The sequence below is a fragment of the Pseudostreptobacillus sp. genome (genome assembly GCF_977040545.1).
In genome coordinates this window covers 1-3723 of record NZ_CDRRBS010000099.1, presented here as the reverse complement: position 1 = coordinate 3723, position 3723 = coordinate 1, and the positions used below count along the sequence as shown (strand labels likewise).

At 25.2% G+C, this 3723-nt stretch carries 5 protein-coding genes; all 5 read left to right on the top strand.

Annotated features, from left to right (window positions below; genetic code table 11):
- Window positions 1-192: 192 nt before the first annotated feature.
- A complete protein-coding gene (locus tag ACWYO2_RS05265) occupies window positions 193-975 on the top strand; it encodes a TIGR00282 family metallophosphoesterase (RefSeq protein ID WP_455515437.1) in 783 nt (260 codons plus the stop codon).
- The gene (gene cmk / locus ACWYO2_RS05260) at window positions 975-1601 is read left to right on the top strand and encodes a (d)CMP kinase (RefSeq protein WP_455515436.1); all 627 of its coding nucleotides are present in this window, start codon (window positions 975-977) and stop codon (window positions 1599-1601) included. The genes ACWYO2_RS05265 and cmk overlap by 1 nt, the downstream gene beginning before the upstream one ends.
- Window positions 1591-2622 (top strand): alanine racemase, encoded by a 1032-nt coding sequence (gene alr, locus ACWYO2_RS05255; RefSeq protein WP_455515435.1) that lies wholly within the window; start codon window positions 1591-1593, stop codon window positions 2620-2622. The genes cmk and alr overlap by 11 nt, the downstream gene beginning before the upstream one ends.
- Window positions 2623-2626: 4 nt before the next feature.
- On the top strand, window positions 2627-3193 hold the full coding sequence (locus ACWYO2_RS05250; RefSeq protein ID WP_455515434.1) for a CvpA family protein: 567 nt from the start codon (window positions 2627-2629) through the stop codon (window positions 3191-3193).
- Window positions 3186-3723, top strand: a 538-nt coding sequence (locus tag ACWYO2_RS05245) for a M16 family metallopeptidase (protein ID WP_455515433.1), incomplete at its 3' end; no start/stop codon positions are given. The genes ACWYO2_RS05250 and ACWYO2_RS05245, both read left to right, overlap by 8 nt.

Below are 3723 nucleotides of genomic sequence, written 5' to 3'. Positions count from 1 at the left end.
ATAGTTAAATCAGAAGAAATAAGTGATGATCAGGCTGTAATACTTTCAAGAGAAGTTGTTAAAGAAATAGAAGAAAAAATGCAATATCCAGGACAAATAAAGGTTACTGTTATTAGAGAAACTAGATCAACTGAATATGCAAAATAAATATAAGCAGTCAATAGACTGCTTAAATTTTTAGATTGGAGAATTATGAAGTTTTTAATGGTTGGAGATGTTATGGGATTTCCAGGAGAAAATGCTTTAAACAAATTTTTAGCTAAAAGAGGGGAAGATTATGATTTTATCATAGTAAATGGGGAAAATGTTGATAAGGGCTATGGGATAACACCTAATATTGCCAAAAATATGTTTTTAAATGGTGTGGATGTTATAACTTTAGGTAATCATTCATTTGATAAAAGAGATATATTTTCTTATCTTGATAAAGAAAATAGGATAGTTAGACCATATAATATGCATGAAGGAGCTCCGGGAGCGGGTTATACAATAATTAATAAAAATGGAATAAAAATTTGTGTAATAAGTATACAAGGTAAGATTTATATGTCAAATACAATGGAATGTCCTTTTAAATCAATAGATATTCTTTTAGAAAAAATAAAGAATAAAGCTGAAATAATAATAATAGATTTCCATGCTGAAGTGACTTCAGAAAAAATTGCGATGGGATGGAATGTTGCTGGTAAAGTTTCTGCTATATATGGTACTCATACACATGTTCAAACTGCTGATAATAAGATACTTTTAGGAAAAACTGCATATATTAGTGATGTTGGTATGACAGGTGGTCATGGCGGTGTTATAGGTATGGATAAAAAAAATGTTCTATATAGATTTAAAACAGGTATGCCAACTCAACTTAAGGTATGTGAAGATGATGTTAGAATAAATGCTATAGAAGTTATAATAGATGAAAAAACAGGATATGCAAAAAAAATTGATAAAATTAATATGAGTTATGAGGAGATATAATGAGAATTGCTATTGATGGACCATCTGGAAGTGGTAAAAGTAGTGTTGCAAAAGCTGTAGCAAAAAGATTAGGTTTATTACATTTAGATACGGGTGGAATGTATAGAACATTGGGATATAAGGTTATTAAAGATAATTTAAATTTAGAGAATATAGAAGAAGTTTTAAAAAATTTAGATTTAAAGATAGTAAATAAAAAATTCTTTTTAGATGGTGAAGATGTTAGTGAAAAGATAAGAAGTAATGAAGTTTCTAAAATAGCATCAAAAGTATCTTCTATTAAATCCGTTAGAGAATATATGGTAAACTTACAAAGAGAAATATCGTCTAATAATGATGTAATACTAGATGGTAGAGATATAGGAACTGTGGTTTTTCCAAATGCTGAAGTTAAAATATATTTAACAGCTAGTCCAGAAGTTAGAGCAAATAGAAGATATTTAGAAGATGGAAGTTTGAGTTATGAAAAAATTTTAGAAGATATATTAAAAAGAGATTATGATGATAGTCATAGAGAACATTCTCCATTAAAAGTTGCAGATGGGGCTAAAATAATAGATACAGATAATCTTAGTTTTGAAGAGGTAGTAGAAAAAATAATAGGAGTTATTAAAAATGAGATCTAAGGCTATAGTCAATTTTGATAATTTAAAATATAATTTAGATTTAATAACTGAAAAAATTGATAAAGAAAAAATTATGTTAGTTGTTAAAGCTAATGCTTATGGTATGGGAGCTAAAGAAATAGTTGAATTTGCAATAAAATATGGTATAAAATTTTATGCTGTTGCAACAATAGAAGAAGCAATGGAAATAAGAAAAATAGATGAAAATATTAGAATACTGATATTATCTTTAGTTGAGCTTGAGTATATAGAATTTCTTGTGAAAAATAATATAGATATAACTATATCAAGATTTGAAGAAATAGAATATATATTAAGTAGAAATATAAAAGGAAACTTTCATATAGCATATGATACTGGTATGGGAAGAATTGGTTTTGACTCTAAAAACATAGAAAAAGCTTTAGATATGTTAAAACCTATTGGTATATTTTCTCATTTGACTTCTGCTGATAGTAATGAAGAATTTACTAAATTACAATATAAAAGATTTATTGAAATAGCTGATAAATACGATATAAAATATAAGCATTTTTTAAATAGTTTTGGAACAGAAAATTACAACTCATATTTTAATGAATTTAATTTATATAGAATAGGAATATTAGCCTATGGTGGTGAATTGAATAATAAATATAAACCCGTAATGACTTTAAAAGGTAGAGTAAGTTTTGTTAAAAAACTTAATGAAGATTGGAATATAGGGTATTCAAATACCTTTGAAGCTAAAAAAGGAGATATTATTGTTACAGTATCAATGGGGTATGCTGATGGATTATTTAGATTTTTATCTAATAAGGGATATGTTTATTTTAATAATAGAAAATATAAGATTATAGGGAATATTTGTATGGATCAATTTATGGTACTTGGCGATGAAAATATACAAGTCGGAGATTTTGTTGAAATATTTGGAGAAAATATACTGGTTAAAGATGTTGCAAAAAGTATAGGGACTATAAGTTATGAGTTGTTATGTGCTGTATCAAATAGAGTAGAAAGAGTATATAAAGGAGGGTGATTTTATGATATTAGATTTACTTATCATATCTATAATAGTATTAATGTTTTATTTAGGTATGAAAAAGGGATTTGTAAAAGAAGCATTTAATTTAATAAAATTTATGTTAATAATATATTTAGTTCCTAAGTTTACTGATATAGTTATTTCTTTATTTTCACTTGATGAAGAAAATGTAATAAATAAGTATATAATATACATTTGTGCATTTATTTTTCTATATATAGCACTTACTCTAGTTATTGGTATATTATCTAAGATTATGGATGTTTCAATATTATCATTGTTTAATAAGTTATTAGGTGGAGTATTTGGGATTATAAAAGCAAGTGTAATAATTTTTTTGATATTCATAATACTTTTATTTTCATCAGAAAAATCAGAAAATATGAAAAATTTATTAGAAAACAGTATAAGCATAGAATATATTTCTATATATTTGGGACCATATAATAATTTATTTCCAGACTATATAAGTACAAAATTAGATGATTTTAATATATATAATCAAGAAAAACAATATAAGAGAAGTCTACTTAAAAGTATAGAAAAGAGAGGTTTAAATGAGTAAGATTTTAGATATTTTAGGAATTAAAGTAATTTTGAATAAAATAGATACAGATAGAACTTTTTCTTTGAGTTTAGTATTTAATACTGGGTCAAAAAATGAAAGAGATGATGAGAGAGGACTTTCACATTTATTAGAACACATGATGTTTACAGGAACTAAAAAAAGAACATCTTATGAAATAAGTGAAGAAATGGATTTTTATGGTGCTGACTTTAATGCGTATACTTCAAAAGAAGTTACAGCATATTATTTTAATTCATTATCTTCTAAACAAAAAGAAACAACAGATATTATGTTTGATATGATAGTAAACCCTATTTTTCCTGAAGAACAGTTAAAAAAAGAGAAGGAAATAATATTTGAAGAAATAAATATGAGTAATGATGAAACTGCAAAAATTGTATATGATATGATGTATAGTGAATTATTTAAAGGTAATATTTCTAAAAATGTTATAGGTTCTACTGAAAGTGTAGGAGGATTTACTAGAGATAATTTAATAGATTACTATAATAGAAGATATACTAGAG